This window comes from Micromonospora sp. CA-246542, from assembly GCF_050942905.1.
In the GTDB taxonomy this organism is placed as follows: Bacteria; Actinomycetota; Actinomycetes; order Mycobacteriales; family Micromonosporaceae; genus Micromonospora.
The window spans coordinates 6,552,897-6,567,792 of sequence record NZ_CP192040.1 but is presented as its reverse complement, the minus strand read 5'-3'; the positions used below and the strand labels follow the sequence as shown (position 1 = coordinate 6,567,792).

Below are 14,896 nucleotides of genomic sequence, written 5' to 3'. Positions count from 1 at the left end.
TCGGGTCAGGCGGCACCCTCTGGTGGCCCGCTACCAAGCCGGCCGCGCCGCTCGAATTCCAGCAGCTCGGCGAGGTCCTGTTCCTCCTGTTGGCGCGCCTCCTCTGCCTGCTTCTCGCGACGTCGGTGATCGAATTCGGTGTACACCTGCCCGACCCGCGCTTCGGCCGCAGTGGCGGAGATTCCGCCAGCACCGGTCAACACCTGCCGTTCATTGAAGGTCAGGAACGCGTCGACGCGCTGAACCCATTCCGCCATCAGGATCTGCTGTCGGCGGCGTGCCCGGTCCTCGGCGAAGTCGAGGAACATCGTGGTCAGGCGATTCAACTCGCTGATCTCGTCAGCGGTCAGGTAGTTCTTGGAGACAGCGATGTCCGCCTTGCGTACTTGCTGGCCCCGCCAGGTGGTCAAGCCCATGGTGGGTGAACTCGGGTCGGCCCGCTTCACCATCAGCTCACCAGCGGTGTGGCCGGTGACCGCGTAGATCAACTTGTTCTGGATGGTGGCGAAGAAGGTCTTGGCGGTATCGCTGGTCCCGGAGTAGTCGGCGCTGGTGGCGGCGAAGATGTCGCGGACCTTCTGGTAGAAGCGCTTCTCGGATGCCCGGATGTCCCGGATGCGTTCCAGCAGCTCGTCGAAGTAATCCGCAGCAGCGGGGTCCTTGAGTCGTTCGTCCTGCATGGCGAAGCCCTTGACCAGGTACTCCGACAGCACGGTCGTGGCCCATTGGCGGAACTGCACCGCGCGGGGTGTGGTCACCCGGTAGCCGACGGCCAGGATCATGTCGAGGTTGTAGAGCTTGACCTCGCGCCGTACCTGCCGCGCGCCCTCCATTCGAACCATCAACTCAGAGTTGATAGTTGCCTCGGTCACTTCTCCATCGGCCAGCACCCGGGACAGGATCTGCCCGATGTTCTGCACCGAGGTGCCGTACAGCTCGGCCATCTGGGCCTGGGTCAGCCAGACCGTTCCCCTGGCTGCCCTCAGTTGGACGACGGAGCTGCCGTCGTGGGTGCGGTAGAGAACCAGCTCTCCGGCGGGGTCGGTCACCGTGGCTCCTCTGCTGTCGGCTGTCGCGCCGACCGTTCACGTTAGTCGAGCGCTCGGTGACGGAGCAGTTGCGAATCGCGCACCCGTGGTCCGTCAGGCAACCAGGTGGGGTGGTCGGTCGGCGAGGCTGACCGAGGGGGCCGGGCAGGGCTTCGGCTCGTCCGACCCGGCCGACGTCACTCCCGCGTCACACCCGGCTCGCACAACCCGCCGGGGTGGTCGGTGGGCAGGGCGCAACGGGCGCCGTCGGGTAGTCGGTGGTCGCACCAGACGCGGGTACGCACGAACTGGCGGTCCTCCTCGCTGAGCGTCGTCTCACCGAAGTCGATCGCGGTGACGTGCCCGAGCGAGTCACGCAGCGCCTCGGCCAGCGCCCGCGCGCCGTCGACGCTCGTCAGGGTGGTGGGTAGGTGAACGATCCAGCGCGGCGGTACCTCGTACTTCGTCATGGTTCTTCCCTTGGCTCGGGCGGCGCCGGTCCTGGGCCCGGCGTCAGGTGGTCGCTCCGGACAACCCTTCGGTGTACGACGTGAGCGCCTCCACGGCCGCCGTCAGGCTCTCGGCCATCAGGTCGATCTGTTCGGCGGCCCGGGACCACTGCCCACTCGCTGCCTCGGCGGCAAGGTCGGCCTGGCCGGCGTCGACGAGCTGCTGCCGAGCTGCGCTGATCCGCGCCGGAAGCTGACCGACCCGCGCGGCGGCGGCACCGAACTGGTCACGGGCGGTGTCCAGCACCTCGACCAGGTCGCCGATGCTGGGCTGGCCGGCTGCCGTGCGCAGCCGGCTAACGCCGTCGCTGAGCTGCCGTTCCGCGTCGGCGGCCAGGTCGAGCGCGTCGTCTCCGCGACGCCGCGCGTGCCGGATCGCCGGGTGGGCACAGCCGGCGCTGGTCCGCTCCAACAGGACGGTCGCGGCGGCCACCGCGAGGTACGTCTCGCCCAGCTCGCCGGCCACCTGCTCGACCTCCCAGGCGGCGCTCGCCTCGGTCACGGTCACGGGGGCCTCCTCTCGCATTGATGGGTGCCGGAGCAGCGCGACAACCAGCTCAGATGGGGGACATCCGAGCCGCCCTGCGCGCTGCCCCGGCCTGGGTCCGGGCGTACACCCGGAGGGACGAAGCTCCTGCTGCCGAGCGAGGAGGTCCGTGGTTCTGAGAGTAGGTGTCTAAGTTATCTAAGTCAACGTCGAAGTTGTAGGTAACTAAGTTGGCGTGTTGCAATGGCTGGGCCGAGCGAGGAGTGCTACCTGATGCCCAACCGCATTGCCGACTACATCCGTGTCGTGGACGCCATCACCGCGCAGATCAACGCGGGCGAGCTCGCGCCTGGTGACAAGCTGCCCACCTATGCGCAACTGGCCGAGCAGTACAAGATCAGTGTCACGACGGCCCAGCAGGCGCTGCGGATTCTCCGGGAGCGCGGCTTGGTGGAGGGGCACCAGGGCAAGGGCACCTACGTCGCCGAGAAGCCCGAGCTGGCGTAGATCAGATCGAGCGTAGATAACCCCGAAGGCTGTCCTTCGACAGGCGCAGCATGGTGCATGCGTCCTGAACCGACCGGCGCGCGCCAGTCAGTTGGCCGCCGACCTGTTGCAAGACTGCCGGGCTCGCCCCCGCGAGCACTGTCATCAGCCAAGCGCTGTTGTTGCTGATCCGATCCATCGTGCCCAGCAGCGCCTGATGGGTTCTCTCTATCGACGTGATGACCTGTTCGATCTCTGCGGCGACGCCGCCAACACTGATAGAGCGGTTCCCTCCGGGACTGTGGGGTCGACGGCCACCGCGGCGTTCTCGCACCGTGTCGAACGCGGCCGTCACCATCGCTTTCGCGGCAGCCCCAGAAGCGGCACCAAGCACGAGCCCGGATCCAGCCAGAACGGTGGGCGGGACTGACACGCCCTGCTTCGCGATCGCAGTGGCGGCTGCGAGTCCGAGGACTGCCCCGCCCCACTCGCTCAGCTTCTCAACGAGTTTGCCGATGCCTTCCTTCGGTGCCTCGTATCGAAGGGCGCGAAGGTAGCCGTCCTGCTTCCTCGAACCATTGCGATAGCCCCGCCGTCGATAGCTCACAGCACCGCGACTGGGTCCAGGAACGCACATTGCGTGGCGATCATCATCGGCATGTTGAGCGCTACTTCCCGGGCGACGCCTTCTGCGGTCAGCCCGATCGGCTCCTCGCTCCCCTCCAACTCCTCCTCGTCCGCCCGCGCAAAGTACGCGCACGCCTCCCACAAGTTCGGGTGAACGAACGAGAACGCCCACATCACGTACGCATCGTTCTGCACGGCAACAAGTGCCCGATTGTGGTGGCCCATTCGGTGGTAGTGCGGCTCCTCGGGCGTTGTGCCCATGCCCTCGGCGGTCGGGAAGAGGCGGTAGCGTCGAAACAAATCCTCCAGCGGGCCCTCCGGGTCGAACTCCAGTAACAGGCCACGGTCGATCAGCGATCCGACCAGACTCTCGGCCCGTGGCTGCGGGATTGGTGCATTGAGCAGCGAGTTCACGAGCTGGGCACGATCGACACGCAGCTTCGAGTGGCCCTCGACATCGAGGAAGGCGGCACCGTAGACGCCGACCTCATCCTCGGTCAACTCAAGCATGTCGCCGCCGAGGTGCACCTCCCACGACTCGGGTGTTGGGTCGGCTGGCCGCACGTACCTGTGTTGCGGCCCGAGGCTGAAGCCCACTGGGATGATGACGCGAGGCATGGGTCGTCCCTTCGGTGCGGGGGTCCGCTGACCCTATCGAAAACCGCACTCTGGGTCAGCCCTGCGAGGACGGGTAGTGACGGTGAGGGACGCGCTGTGGTCGCCGGTCAGCCGCGCAATGCGGGTTGTGGAGGCGGAACGACTTTGTCGAGTTGCCGCTCAAGGCTGAACGGGTCGTCGAAGAACTCCACATCGCTGACCGTCTGCAACTCGGCGACGATGGCCGCTGGCCAGTCCCGCCTTGAGCCGGCGAGGGCGGCGATCCTGCTCTCCTTGGCAATCGTCGACAGGCCGAAGACGTGGTAGCAGTGCTCGGCGGCCTGGTCGGGGTCCCGCAGACTGAGCGCCTGCACGTAGGCTGCCGTGCCATCGTTGGCTACCCGGACGGTCACCTGGCGGCTGCGCCCAGATCCGAGTGGGATCGGAGCATCACGCTGAAGCTTGCGGGTGCGGCCCGCCCAGTGCGAGACCCGATCGGTGACCCGGTCGACGAAGCGTGTGCCGGCCTGGCGAGGAGCGAGCCACCGCAGTTGATCGGCACGAAGCGATGCCTGCGCTACGTTGAGGATGAGCTGGCCTACGTCGTCGGCAGCCCCGAAGGTGGCCAATTCACCTGGTACAGCGTTGACGCCGTTCAAGCCGCTGCCGCGGGTGATCTCCGCGAATGCCTCGGCCGCGCGGCCGGCGGAGATGTTCACCCCGGCCATTGCCAGCATGGTGGCCGCAGTGGCTCGGTCGCTCACCCGGAAACCGGTGCCCATCGGCTCGACCAGGACCCGCACGCCATCGCCGTCACCGTAGGACAGGGGCAGGTCGACCAGCAGTCCATCGCCGTAGGGGTGGGCGACTGTGTTGTCGTTGGTGGCTCGCAGCACCGCGCCGATGACCGTCCTAGCGTCCACGATCATCCCTCCCACGGCTCTGACCAGGCAAAGTCGGCCCCGATTGCGACGAAGCATTCCGCAGCGAATGATTCCAGGATCGCACGGTACGTGCCGGGTGACACCCGTGGTTGCAGCGGGACGACGGGGATGTCGTCCGGCTCGTAAACGCCCTCCTCACCGCCGCCCGGTTCAACCCGGTGCTTATGGGTGCCGGCAAAGGGGCGGTGTGGGGTGTTGACACAGAGCCGGCGAGCCGAGAACGCCGTCCGACCGTCACCGGCGAGGTACTGGACCTGCGGTTCGCTCGGCTTCAGATAGTTCACCAGCATTCTGAGCCGACAGGGCGCGAGAGTGGCGATAGCGGTGTCGACCCGGATGATCCCCTGGCGGGTTGCGTGACTCTTCGTCGTCCAGGTGACTCGGCCAACGGTCGTCGCGGCGGCAAGGGGCGAGAGCAGTGCGCCGAGGTTGTCCGCCGTCATCAGCCGGGACGTCTGTCGACTCACGCCTTCTCCCCGTCGTCAAGCAGTAGCCGGAGTGCAACCAAGGCCCTCAGCCCAGGACGCTCATGTAGTTTCGGGCGGCCTGCGAGCTGCCCTGAAGCAGCGTCATCGCCTCCACGAGGCGCTGTTTGCTCTGCTCGGCGCGGGCGATAGCCTCGGCCAGTGCCGGGTGCCCAGTACCGGCGGCCACAGCGCGCAGCCGCGCCAAGGTCTGCTCGGTGGCCTCGACGGCGGCGCGAATCTGCTGCTGAGTTGCGTTGCCCTGCTCGGCGGCCTGCGCAAGCGCTGCCTTGACTTCCTCGATGCTCGCCATGCGCGCCTCCAGACCTTGATGCGAAGCGATATCGCGCCCCGTGTCGGACCGGACACTATCCGACATCGAAGCGTCTTTGCAGTCCCGGCCCGAGTCGTTGTTCTTGGACGACGACGCAGGCCGCGTGTTCTCGATCTTTCGGTCTGCAAAGGACAATGGTGTCTCGACGAGCGAGGTGGCGTGACGCCCGAGTCGCGGCACCCCCCTGACAGTCGCTTGCCCCGCATCCGGGGCAGCTCGACAGGGTGTACGGGTAGCAGCCCAGCCGGTACGTTGAGGGGCCGGGAGCGCTCCCAATGCGCGAGAGCTACTGCCGGGTGTGGATCAAATCAGGACGAAGCCGCAGATCCCGCACTGCGCTAAGGGTTGTACCGCCGTGGATTTTCCCACTAGCAAGGAATTTATTAACATCGATGGCTTGAGGCCCCACCATGGAAGAGATCTGTCCCCTTCGATGGAGGTCTCCATGAACGTCTCTCGGCTCGGCGGGCCGACCCTGTCCCTCTTCCGCATCGTGATCGGCCTGCTGTTCACGCTGCACGGCCTCTCGTCGGTCTTCGGGTTGTTCGGCGGCAACCCGATGACCGGCAAGGCGGTACCGCTCGGCACCTGGCCGGGCTGGTGGGCCGCCCTGATCCAGCTCATCTGCGGCGCGCTGGTGCTGGTCGGACTCTTCGCCCGACCCGCCGCGCTTGTCGCGTCCGGCTCGATGGCGTACGCCTACTTCGTCGTGCACCAGCCGGACGACCTGCTGCCGCTGCGCAACGGCGGTGAGCTGGCAGCCCTCTTCTGCTGGTCGTTCCTGCTGGTCGCGACGCTCGGCGCGGGCCCGTGGGCGCTCGACTCGGTGCTCTTCAAGCGGCGTGCCGAGGTGCCGTCGATGGCCGAGCCCAGCCCGGTCAACGCCTGACCGACCCGTAACGCGCGTCGCCGGAGCCTCGGCGTGTCGGCTCCGGCGACGCGTGCGCGGACGGGTCAGCCAAAGGGCGTGGACAGGTCAGTCAAGGGCGTGGACGGGTCAGGCCGCAGGGCGGGGAGTGAGGACCGCGTCCAGGAGGCCGGGGTAGAGCTTGTCCACCTCGTCGCGGCGCAGGCGGACCAGGCGGCTCGTGCCGGCGGCCCGGGTGCGCGTCAGGCCGGCCTCGCGCAGCACCTTGAGGTGGTGGCTGCGGGTCGCCTTCGAGACGCCGAAGTCGAAGCTGCCGCAGGCCGCCTCGCCGCCCTCGGCGAGCGCCCGGACGATCTGCAACCGCACGTCATCGGCGAGCGCGGCCAGTACGGCGGTGACCGGTACGGCGGTCAGGTCGGGTTCGTGCGGCTCCATGTGACCAGTCTAACCCTTGTTCGACAACGATCGAACAACACCCTAAGGTCGGTGTCGTTGGTTCGAAGATACTCGAACATTGGAGCTGACGATGCGATCCCGCGCCGCCGCCTACCCGCTGCTCGCCGCGCTCGCCTGGGGTGCGATGTTCCCGATCCTGGCCACCGCGCTGGCGAGGGTCGACCCGCTCAACCTGACCACCGCCCGCTATCTGTTCGCCGCCGTCATCCTGGTCGGCATCCTGCTGCTCCGCGAGGGGTCTGCCGCGCTGCGCCTCGGCGGTCGGGGAGTCGAGGTGGTGGTGCTGGGTGTCGTCGGCTTCGCCGGCTTCAACCTGCTCACCAACCTGGCCCTCGAACACGCCGCCCCGCAGCAGATCTCCCTGTTCGTCGCGACCACCCCGATCATCACCCAACTGGTCCGGTGGGCCCGGGACGGCGTACGGCCGAAGCCTGCCCTGCTGGCCCTCTCCCTGGTGGCGCTCCTCGGCGTCGGACTGGTGATCACGCGCGGGAGCCTGGCCGGGCTCGGCCAGTTCGGTCTCGGCGGCCTCATGATGATCGGCGCGGTGCTCGGCTGGGCCATCTACACCCACGGCGCGACCCGGTTCGGCGCGTGGTCGCCGCTGCGCTTCACCACGCTGACCGCGCTCGCCGGCACGGCCGCCATGCTGGTCGCGAGCATCGGCGCCGACGCCGTCGGGTGGCAGCACGCGCCGGCCGCCGCCGACCTGGTGGCGGTCACCCCACAACTGGCGTACGCCGTGCTCGTCGCCGCCGTCGTCGCGGTGCTGGCCTGGAACACCGGTGTGCAGCGGCTGGGCGCGGCCAACGCCGCCCTGTTCATGAACCTCGTCCCGGTGACCACGTTCGTCGTGCAGATCGCCCGTGGCTACCGGCCGGACGGAGTCGAACTGGTCGGCGCGGCGATCACCATCGCCGCCCTGGTCGCCGCGAACCTCGCGGCGCGCACCCGGCCCCGGCCCTCGTCGCCGCCCCAGTCGACGGCGGTCACCGATCCCGTCGCGGTGGTCGACCCGGTGGCGATGGCCGCCCGCTGACCCACTGGCTGGGATGCCCGGTGGAGGCGCCGGGCAACGTTGCCTAGACTCGACGGCACAACTGCATACCTCATCCAGAGGGGCTGAGGGATACGGCCCGACGACGCCCCGGCAACCACCCCGCGCGCTCACCGCTGAGCGACCCGTGGGGCAGGTGCCAATTCCGTCCCCGCCGCACCGTGCGATGCGGGGAAAGATGAGAGGACTCTCGACATGACGTCGACGCTCGCCGCCTCCGGCATCGACACCTCCGCCAGCCCCGCCCGGGCCCTCGTCTGCCGCGCCTGTTCGGCCCGCTACCCGCTCGCCGCCCAGCACGCCTGTTACGAGTGTTTCGGCCCGCTGGAAGTCGACTACGACACCGCGGCCCTCGCCACGGTCACCCGCGAGCAGATCGAGGCCGGCCCGAACAACATCTGGCGGTACGCCGCGCTGCTGCCCGCCGGGCAGGACCCGGCCAGCCGGGTCACCCTCGACCCGGGGCTGACCCCGCTGGTGGCGGCGCCGCACCTCGCCGCCGAGCTGGGCATCACCGCGCCGCTCTGGGTCAAGGACGACAGCGCCAACCCGACCCACTCGTTCAAGGACCGGGTCGTCTCGGTGGCGCTGACCGCCGCGAAGGCGCTCGGGTTCAGCCGGTTCGCCTGCGCCTCCACCGGCAACCTGGCCAACTCGGTGGCCGCGCACGCCGCCCGCGCCGGCGTGCCCTCGATCGTCTTCATCCCCTGCGACCTGGAGCAGGGCAAGGTCATCACCACCGCCGTGTACGGCGGCGAACTGGTCGCCATCGACGGCTCGTACGACGACGTCAACCGGCTCTGCGGCGAGCTGGTGGAGACCGACGAGTTCGAGGACACGGCGTTCGTCAACGTGAACGTCCGGCCGTACTACGCGGAAGGCTCCAAGACCCTCGGGTACGAGGTGGCCGAGCAGCTCGGCTGGCGCATCCCCGCCCAGGTGGTCATCCCGATGGCCAGCGGCGAACTGCTCACCAAGATTGACAAGGCCTTCTCCGAGCTGGTCGAGATCGGCCTGGTCGAGGCCCCGGCGGGCGGCTGGAAGGTGTTCGGGGCGCAGTCGGCCGGCTGCAACCCGATCGCGACGGCCCTGCACGCCGACACCGACACGATCATCCCGGTCAAGCCCACCGGCATCGCCAAGTCGCTGAACATCGGCGACCCGGCCGCTGGCCTCTACGCCCTGGAGGCGGTGCGCCGCACCGGCGGGTGGATGGAGTACGCCGACGACGACGAGATCCGCGCCGGCATCCGCGACCTGGCCCGTACCACCGGGGTGTTCGCCGAGACGGCGGGCGGCGTCACCGCGGCGGTGCTGCGCAAGCTGGTCGAGTCCGGCCGGCTCGACCCCACGGCGGAGACGGTCATCTTCAACACCGGCGAAGGTCTGAAGACGATCGACGCGGTCGCCGCCCAGGTCGGCCCCACCCACCAGATCAAGCCGTCCCTGCGTGCCGCCCGCGACGCCGGTCTACTCGGCTGAATCCACCGGGTGACTGGATTTTCGCTGTGAGTGTGGAAAACCCGCCGCTCAGGACTTGACGGCAGGAACCGGACGGCGCAAGATGCTCCGTGCGGGAGGGCATTTCGCCGAAGACTTTTGAAGTTCTTGCGACCCAACGCCGGAGGCGTTGTGCGAATGTCCCTCCCGACCACGTCCGACAGGGCCAGCGAAAATTCGCTGGCCCTGTCGCTTTTGCACCTGCCAGGCTCGCCCGCATGAGCATCACGATCGCGCCGTTCGACGGCACCGACCGGACCGCGGTCGACGAGGCGTACCGGATCGGAGCGGCGGCCACCGAGGCCGACCTGCCCGACTTCCCGCCGTCCTGCCGGCAACGCTTCGACGCCCAATTTCACACCCCGATGCCCGGCACCCGCTCCCTCTGGGCGCTGGCCCGACTGGACGGGGTGCCCGCCGGTTACCTTCAGCTCGACCTGCCGCAGCTCGACAACCCCGACAACGCCACCGCCGAGCTGACGGTCCGTCCGGACCTGCGCCGCCGGGGCGTCGGCCGGGCCCTGCACGAGTACGGGGTACGCCTGCTGCGCCAGCACGGCCGCAAGCGGGTCGTCGCCATGGCTGTCGCCGCGCTACCCGGCGGTCCGGCCCGACCGGTGGCGGGCGCGGCGTTCGCCACCGCGATGGGGGCGCACTCCGCGCTGGCCGAGGTGCGCCGCCGGCTGGACATCGCCGACATCGACCGGGTCGCGCTGCGAGCGGCGCTGGCCGAGGCTAAACCCCACGCCGAGGGATACCAGGCCGTCACCTGGCAGGGGCCCACCCCGCCGGAGTACCTAACGGACATCGCCTACCTGGACGGCCGGCTGCTGATGGACGCGCCCATGGGCGACGTGCAGTGGGAGCCGGAGCAGGTCGACGCCGAGCGCATCCGGGGCAACGAACGCGCCCTGGACGCCCGGGGTCGACGGCGCTACCACCTCGCCATGCGACACGAGGCGTCCGGCCGGTTGGTCGCCTGGACCCTGCTCGACGTGGGCGCCTCCACGGACTGGCATTCGTACCAGCAGATCACCCTCGTCGACCCGGCCCACCGTGGTCACCGGCTGGGCCTCATCGCCAAGGCCGAGAACCTGCACCACCTGCTGACCCACGAGCCCGCCGTACGCGTCATCGACACCTGGAACGCGGCGAGCAACAGCTACATGGTGGCGATCAACGAGCAGCTCGGGTTCCGCCCGGTGGACGCCTGGGACAACTGGCAGCTCACCCTCTGACGGGTATCCGCCGCTACTGTTCGCGGAGCTCCGTCATGCATGATGGCGGGCATGACGGAGACCCCGCATCCCCTGTACGACAGGCACGCCGACACCCTCAACCGTGCGCTGACCGCGATCACGGAGCGGGGCTACTGGTCCGCCTATCCCGAGTCCCCCAGCCCCCGGGTGTACGGCGAGACCGCCGCCGCCGACGGCAAGGCCGCCTTCGAGGCGTACCTCGGTGCTGACTTTCCCCTCGACCAGCCCGCCGCTGGCGAGCGGATCGCCACCGAGACGAGCCCGTTCGGCGTCGACCTGGCGGTGCGGTACCCGCACGCTGGCACCGACGAGTTGGTCGCCGCCGCGTGCGCCGCGCTGCCGGCCTGGCGCGACGCCGGCCCGCAGGCCCGCGTCGGCGTCTGCCTGGAGATCCTCGACCGGCTGCACAAGCACATCTTCGAGCTGGCCAACGCGGTGCAGTTCACCAGCGGGCAGGCGTTCGTGATGGCCTTCCAGGCCGGTGGCGCGCACGCGCTGGACCGGGCGCTGGAGGCGCTGGCGTACGCGTACGCCGAGATGACCCGGCACCCGGGCACGGCCGGCTGGGAGAAGGCCGCCGGCAAGGGTGACCCGCTGCGGATGATCAAGACGTTCCACGTGGTCCCGCGTGGCGTGGCGCTGGTGATCGGGTGCAACACCTTCCCGACCTGGAACTCGTACCCCGGGCTGTTCGCGTCGCTGGTCACCGGCAACCCGGTGATCGTGAAGCCGCACCCGCGCGCGGTGCTGCCGCTGGCGATCACCGTGAAGTACGCCCGGGAGGTGCTGGCCGAGGCCGGCTTCGACCCGAACCTGGTCCTGCTGGCGGCCGAGGCCCCCGGTGAGAAGCTCGCCAGCGACCTGGCCCTGCACCGGGCCGTCAAGATCGTCGACTTCACCGGTTCCACCGAGTACGGCGACTGGCTGGAGACGCACGCCCGGCAGGCGTCGGTCTACACCGAGAAGGCCGGCCTGAACACGGTCGTCATCGACTCCACCGACGACTTCGCCGGTATGTGCCGCAACCTCGGGTTCACGCTGACCCTCTACAGCGGGCAGATGTGCACCGCCTCGCAGAACATCCTCATCCCGGCCGGCGGCATCGAGACCGACCAGGGGCACAAGAGCTTCGACGAGGTGGCCGGCGGGATCGCGGCGGCGATCGGCAAGCTGACCGCCGACCCGGCCCGGGGTGTCGAGCTGACCGGCGCCATCGTCAACGACGGGGTGCTGGAGCGGCTGGCCGAGGTCACCAAGGTCGGCGAGCCGGTGCTGGAGTCGCGGACGGTGGCGCACCCGTCGTACGCCGACGCGGTGGTGCGTACCCCGACGATCGTGAAGCTGACCGCGGACGACGCCCAGACGTACGGCCGGGAGTGGTTCGGGCCGATCTCCTTCGCCATCGCGACCGACTCCACCGCGCACAGCCTGGAGTTGATGCGCCGGACCATCGGCGAGAAGGGCGCGCTGACCGCCGGGGTCTACTCGACCGACGAGGCGGTGCTGGACGCCGCCGAGGCGGTCGCGGTCGAGGTCGGTGTGCACCTGTCCGGCAACCTCACCGGCGGTGTCTTCGTGAACCAGTCGGCGGCCTTCTCCGACTTCCACGGCAGCGGCGCCAACGCGGCGGCCAACTCCGCCCTGACCGACGGCGCCTACGTCGCCAACCGCTTCCGGATCGTGCAGTCCCGCCGCCACGCCTGACCTCTCGTGGTGATCAAGAGGTTCGCGTCAGAAATCACGCTGTTCTTGACGCGAACCTCTTGATCACCGAGGTCGGACGCGGGTTTTAGGCTGTTCGGCGCATTTGTAGTTCGGTTAGGGCGGGGATCGTGGGGTGGGGGACCCGTACGCCGGTGTCCTTGAAGCCGAGGCGCTGGTAGGCCCGGTAGGCGCGGTCGTTGCCGACCACCACCTCCAACAGCAGCTCCGGCCGGCCGCAGTCCCGCGACCAGGCGGCGACCCCGTCGATCAGCTCGCCGAGCAGCCCCCTGCCCCGCCAGGCCGGCGTGACGTACACGGCGTAGATCACGGTGAGGCCCGGCTCGTTCGGGGCGACCGTTCCACCGGCGTGTCCGACGAGCCGGCCGCCCGGATCCGCGACGAACTGCGCGTTGTGCGGACCGATCGAGGTGAACGCCACCCGGGCGGCGAACTCGTCGTGCGGCCGGGCCGCGGCGTCGGCCAGGGTCTCCAGGAAGGCCAACGGCGCGTCGGCGAGCATCTCCAGGCGCAGCGCCCGCATCCGGGCGGCGTCCTGCGGTCGCACCCGGTGGATCCGCGCCTGCCGCAGGGGCGTGGAGCCCGTGTCGGTGGTCATGCCCGCATGCCTACCACAGGGGCGGCCGCGCGCCGGCGACCTGTGCCGCCAGATCCCCTCCATCCGGTCCAAATACAACCATCGTCATGAATCCGACGGACCCTCGGATCGCTACGAACTATGCCCGATTTGAGGTCGTGCGCTCCCGTCACTCCTCGTGTAGCGTGCGATTTCGATCACCTCTTCCAGCGGTCGTCGTCGATCGCTGAGGTGGTGGTTCGCGGGTGTCCGGCCGTGCCGGACGTTCGGGCAGGCAACGCCGCGCAGAGTGAGGGAAGTGCACCGTGGCACAGGGTTCCGTGAAGTGGTTCAACGCCGAGAAGGGTTACGGCTTCATCGCCGTCGACGGCGGTCAGGACGTGTTCGTCCACTTCTCCGCGATCGAGATGGACGGTTACAAGGCACTCGACGACGGTCAGCGGGTCGAGTTCGAGATCGCCCAGGGCCAGAAGGGCCCGCAGGCGGAGCACGTCCGCGTCATCGGCTGACCGATCCCGATCTGCTCGCCGGTTGTCCGCTCGATCGGCTGGCGAGTCGGGGCTGCGGCGCGGACGCCGGCCCGGGAAGATCGTGAACCGTTCCAGCCGATGCTGAGGAGGGTTCATGACCGACCAGTCGCCGCCACCCGCCACGCCCTCCGGGCCGGGTGAGCCGAGCCGGCCCGACCCGACGTCACCCGGCGACGGCTCCGGGCCGTCACCGGTGCCGGGCACGCCGCCGGTCCCGGACGCCGGCCTGCCGCACTCGGGCGTGCCGCCGCAGGGCTGGGATCCCGCCCAGGGTGCGTGGAGTCAGCCCGCCGGTCCGCCACCGGGCTGGGATCCCGCCCAGGGTGCGTGGGGTCAGCCCGAGGCGCCGCCGCCGCAGGGCTGGGTGTTTCCGCCCACCGGCGGCTACCCGCCCGGGGCCGGTCCCTATGGCGGGCAGCCGTGGTATCCGGGGGCGCCGGTCGGCTGGTACCCGCCCGGTTACGGCCTCGACCCGAACGACGCCCTGGTCACCCCGCCCGGCGCCGGTATCGGCGGCTGGTTCGACCGGTTCTGGGGCGCGCTGCGTCGGGGCTGGCGGCAGTTGGTGCCGATCATGCTGCTCACCCAGGTCCTGCCGGCGGCGGTGCTCTCGGTCATCTCGTTCGGTCTGGACCCGTCGCCCGCCTGGGAGGCGCAGGCCGAGACGGACCCGTCCGCCGGGCTGCCGGACAACTTCGCCACCAGCCTGTTGACCCTCGTCGTCGTGCTGGTCGGCGGCAGCCTGCTGATCGGCCTGGTGCAGGCGCTGGGCTGGGCCGCGGGCAGTTGGGTGATCACCCAACAGGCGGCCGGCCGGCCCGCCCGGCTCGACGCGGCGCTGCGGTACGGGCTGCGCCGGGCCGTCGGCGTGTGGGGTTGGACGCTGCTGGTCAGCCTGCTCATCGGCATCGGAGTCTGTTTCTGCGTGCTGCCGGGCATCTACCTGGCCTTCGCGTTGAGCATGGCCGGTCCGGTCTACCTGTTCGAGCGGGACAACCCGATCGGCCGGTCGTTCCGGATGTTCCACGACCGGCTCGGAATGCTGCTCGGCCGGGTGGCCCTGGTGGGCGCGGCGGTGATCATCGGAACCGTGGTGCCCGGCATCCTGGAGTCCGCCGGCACCGGCGCGTTCGGCGAGGATCCGTTCGCGTCCCCGGGCCCCGCGGTCGGGGTGGTGGTGGTCATCGCCGTCACTGCGGTGCTGGCCCTGCCGGCCCACCTCGCCCAGTTGGTCGGTCTGCTGATCACGTACGCCGAGCAACGGGCTCATGAGGGGCCCGTGAACGGGGCCACACTGGCTGCGGAACTCGACTGACCGGGCTCATCGTGCTTGCACTCGGCAGGTGAGAGTGCTAAACAAGTCATTGGCACTCGCATACCGTGAGTGCCAATGGTCGGGACGGTGGGGCCTGGTTGCGCCGGTGTGGAGACACCGGGGCAGCACATGGCCG

18 protein-coding genes and 1 riboswitch are annotated in these 14,896 nt (G+C 69.5%); of the genes, 8 read left to right on the top strand and 10 right to left on the bottom strand.

The window, feature by feature from the left end; translation table 11 throughout:
• Nucleotides 1–5: 5 nt before the first annotated feature.
• From ACQP0N_RS30580 to ACQP0N_RS30570, 3 genes are all read right to left on the bottom strand, one after another.
• The gene (locus ACQP0N_RS30580) at nucleotides 6–1,049 is read right to left on the bottom strand and encodes a virulence RhuM family protein (RefSeq protein ID WP_433115917.1); all 1,044 of its coding nucleotides are present in this window, start codon (nucleotides 1,047–1,049) and stop codon (nucleotides 6–8) included.
• A gap of 176 nt (nucleotides 1,050–1,225) precedes the next feature.
• The gene (locus ACQP0N_RS30575) at nucleotides 1,226–1,498 is read right to left on the bottom strand and encodes a hypothetical protein (protein ID WP_433115915.1); all 273 of its coding nucleotides are present in this window, start codon (nucleotides 1,496–1,498) and stop codon (nucleotides 1,226–1,228) included.
• 43 nt (nucleotides 1,499–1,541) lie between these two features.
• Nucleotides 1,542–2,045 carry a hypothetical protein gene (locus ACQP0N_RS30570; protein WP_433115913.1) on the bottom strand — a complete coding sequence of 168 codons (504 nt, stop codon included), beginning with the start codon at nucleotides 2,043–2,045 and terminating at the stop codon, nucleotides 1,542–1,544.
• Nucleotides 2,046–2,297: 252 nt separating this feature from the next.
• Between ACQP0N_RS30570 and ACQP0N_RS30565 the strand changes: the two genes are divergently transcribed.
• Nucleotides 2,298–2,531, top strand: coding sequence for a GntR family transcriptional regulator (locus ACQP0N_RS30565; RefSeq protein ID WP_433115911.1), 234 nt, complete (start codon nucleotides 2,298–2,300; stop codon nucleotides 2,529–2,531).
• A gap of 1 nt (nucleotide 2,532) precedes the next feature.
• On the opposite strand, the gene ACQP0N_RS30560 is transcribed toward ACQP0N_RS30565, so the two are convergent.
• From ACQP0N_RS30560 to ACQP0N_RS30540, 5 genes are all read right to left on the bottom strand, one after another.
• The gene (locus ACQP0N_RS30560) at nucleotides 2,533–3,117 is read right to left on the bottom strand and encodes a hypothetical protein (protein ID WP_433115909.1); all 585 of its coding nucleotides are present in this window, start codon (nucleotides 3,115–3,117) and stop codon (nucleotides 2,533–2,535) included.
• Nucleotides 3,114–3,755 carry a hypothetical protein gene (locus ACQP0N_RS30555; protein ID WP_363660084.1) on the bottom strand — a complete coding sequence of 214 codons (642 nt, stop codon included), beginning with the start codon at nucleotides 3,753–3,755 and terminating at the stop codon, nucleotides 3,114–3,116. Before ACQP0N_RS30555 ends, ACQP0N_RS30560 begins: the two co-directional genes overlap by 4 nt.
• A gap of 107 nt (nucleotides 3,756–3,862) precedes the next feature.
• Nucleotides 3,863–4,663 (bottom strand): hypothetical protein, encoded by an 801-nt coding sequence (locus ACQP0N_RS30550; protein ID WP_433115907.1) that lies wholly within the window; start codon nucleotides 4,661–4,663, stop codon nucleotides 3,863–3,865.
• Nucleotides 4,660–5,145, bottom strand: a complete 486-nt coding sequence (locus tag ACQP0N_RS30545; protein ID WP_433115905.1) for a hypothetical protein — start codon at nucleotides 5,143–5,145, stop codon at nucleotides 4,660–4,662. The genes ACQP0N_RS30550 and ACQP0N_RS30545 overlap by 4 nt, the downstream gene beginning before the upstream one ends.
• A gap of 46 nt (nucleotides 5,146–5,191) precedes the next feature.
• Entirely contained in the window at nucleotides 5,192–5,455 is a 264-nt protein-coding gene (locus ACQP0N_RS30540) for a hypothetical protein (RefSeq protein ID WP_363660087.1), read from the bottom strand.
• Nucleotides 5,456–5,921: 466 nt separating this feature from the next.
• Here ACQP0N_RS30540 and ACQP0N_RS30535 point away from each other — a divergent pair, with 466 nt between their 5' ends.
• A complete protein-coding gene (locus tag ACQP0N_RS30535) occupies nucleotides 5,922–6,365 on the top strand; it encodes a DoxX family protein (RefSeq protein WP_433115902.1) in 444 nt (147 codons plus the stop codon).
• Between the two features lie 108 nt (nucleotides 6,366–6,473).
• On the opposite strand, the gene ACQP0N_RS30530 is transcribed toward ACQP0N_RS30535, so the two are convergent.
• Nucleotides 6,474–6,779: an ArsR/SmtB family transcription factor gene (locus ACQP0N_RS30530; RefSeq protein ID WP_355050907.1), complete on the bottom strand. Its 306-nt coding sequence runs from the start codon at nucleotides 6,777–6,779 to the stop codon at nucleotides 6,474–6,476.
• Between the two features lie 91 nt (nucleotides 6,780–6,870).
• Between ACQP0N_RS30530 and ACQP0N_RS30525 the strand changes: the two genes are divergently transcribed.
• From ACQP0N_RS30525 to paaN, 4 genes are all read left to right on the top strand, one after another.
• Nucleotides 6,871–7,839 (top strand): DMT family transporter, encoded by a 969-nt coding sequence (locus ACQP0N_RS30525; RefSeq protein ID WP_433115900.1) that lies wholly within the window; start codon nucleotides 6,871–6,873, stop codon nucleotides 7,837–7,839.
• Nucleotides 7,840–7,906: 67 nt separating this feature from the next.
• A riboswitch (SAM riboswitch) is annotated at nucleotides 7,907–8,042 on the top strand.
• A 10-nt stretch (nucleotides 8,043–8,052) separates the two neighbouring features.
• Entirely contained in the window at nucleotides 8,053–9,339 is a 1,287-nt protein-coding gene (gene thrC / locus ACQP0N_RS30520; protein ID WP_433115898.1) for a threonine synthase, read from the top strand.
• A gap of 236 nt (nucleotides 9,340–9,575) precedes the next feature.
• Nucleotides 9,576–10,595 (top strand): N-acetyltransferase family protein, encoded by a 1,020-nt coding sequence (locus ACQP0N_RS30515; protein WP_433115896.1) that lies wholly within the window; start codon nucleotides 9,576–9,578, stop codon nucleotides 10,593–10,595.
• A 51-nt stretch (nucleotides 10,596–10,646) separates the two neighbouring features.
• Nucleotides 10,647–12,320 carry a phenylacetic acid degradation protein PaaN gene (paaN, locus tag ACQP0N_RS30510; protein ID WP_433115894.1) on the top strand — a complete coding sequence of 558 codons (1,674 nt, stop codon included), beginning with the start codon at nucleotides 10,647–10,649 and terminating at the stop codon, nucleotides 12,318–12,320.
• Nucleotides 12,321–12,405: 85 nt separating this feature from the next.
• On the opposite strand, the gene ACQP0N_RS30505 is transcribed toward paaN, so the two are convergent.
• A complete protein-coding gene (locus tag ACQP0N_RS30505) occupies nucleotides 12,406–12,936 on the bottom strand; it encodes an N-acetyltransferase family protein (protein WP_433115892.1) in 531 nt (176 codons plus the stop codon).
• A gap of 284 nt (nucleotides 12,937–13,220) precedes the next feature.
• On the opposite strand from ACQP0N_RS30505, the gene ACQP0N_RS30500 reads away from it, so the two are divergent.
• Nucleotides 13,221–13,424 (top strand): cold-shock protein, encoded by a 204-nt coding sequence (locus ACQP0N_RS30500; protein WP_124815530.1) that lies wholly within the window; start codon nucleotides 13,221–13,223, stop codon nucleotides 13,422–13,424.
• 115 nt (nucleotides 13,425–13,539) lie between these two features.
• Entirely contained in the window at nucleotides 13,540–14,760 is a 1,221-nt protein-coding gene (locus ACQP0N_RS30495; protein ID WP_433115890.1) for a hypothetical protein, read from the top strand.
• Nucleotides 14,761–14,896: the final 136 nt, after the last annotated feature.